Origin of the sequence: Pedococcus sp. 2YAF34, assembly GCF_052114585.1 — a bacterium.
Lineage (GTDB): Bacteria > Actinomycetota > Actinomycetes > Actinomycetales > Dermatophilaceae > Pedococcus.
In genome coordinates, this window is the sequence record NZ_JBFRFA010000082.1 from 1 (window position 1) to 667 (window position 667).

Annotated in this window: 1 protein-coding gene; it reads left to right on the forward strand. The window is 70.9% G+C overall.

Translation table 11 applies throughout. From position 1 onward, the window contains the following. Positions 1-89: 89 nt before the first annotated feature. Positions 90-667, forward strand: a 578-nt coding sequence (locus AB4Z02_RS18950; RefSeq protein WP_441972911.1) for an HNH endonuclease signature motif containing protein, incomplete at its 3' end; no start/stop codon positions are given.

Here is a 667-nt window from a genome sequence, read left to right on the forward strand (position 1 = left end):
TGGACCCACGCGCAGCCGTCGAGCAGGAGCAGGAGACTGCCCGCGGTTCTGCATCGGAGCGGAGGGCGTGCGCGAAGCCGGAGCTGTCGATGAGCTACGACGCGGACGGCCGGTTCCAGCTGCGGTACTCCGCCCCGGCCACCATCGGCACCCTGGTCGAACAGGCCGTCAAGGAAGCCAAGGACGCCCTGTTCACCCGTCGCCGCGATGATGCCGCAGTCACGCGTGTGGAAGAGCGGCACGCGGGGTTGCCGACGTATGCCGATGCGTTGGAGGAGATGGCCACCCGCTCCCTCGCCACCATCGAGTCCACCTCCCGTGCCGCGCACTACCGGGTCTACCTGCACCTGGACACCGAAGGCGCCTGGGCGACCGGTGGGCACGCGATCCCGCTGCGGCTGCTCGGCCGGTTCATCAGCGACGGTGTGGTCCAGCCCGTGTGGGAGACCGACGGCACCCCCGTGTCCGTCGGACGGGCGATGCGGATCCTGCCCGAACGCACCCGACGCCTCATCACCGACCGCGACCGCGGCTGCCGGTTCCCCGGCTGCACCACCACCGCCTTCACCGAGGTCCACCACCTCCACGCGTGGGCCGACGGCGGCACCACCGACCTGCACAACCAGATCTCCCTGTGCACCGCCCACCACGACGGCATCGACCGCGG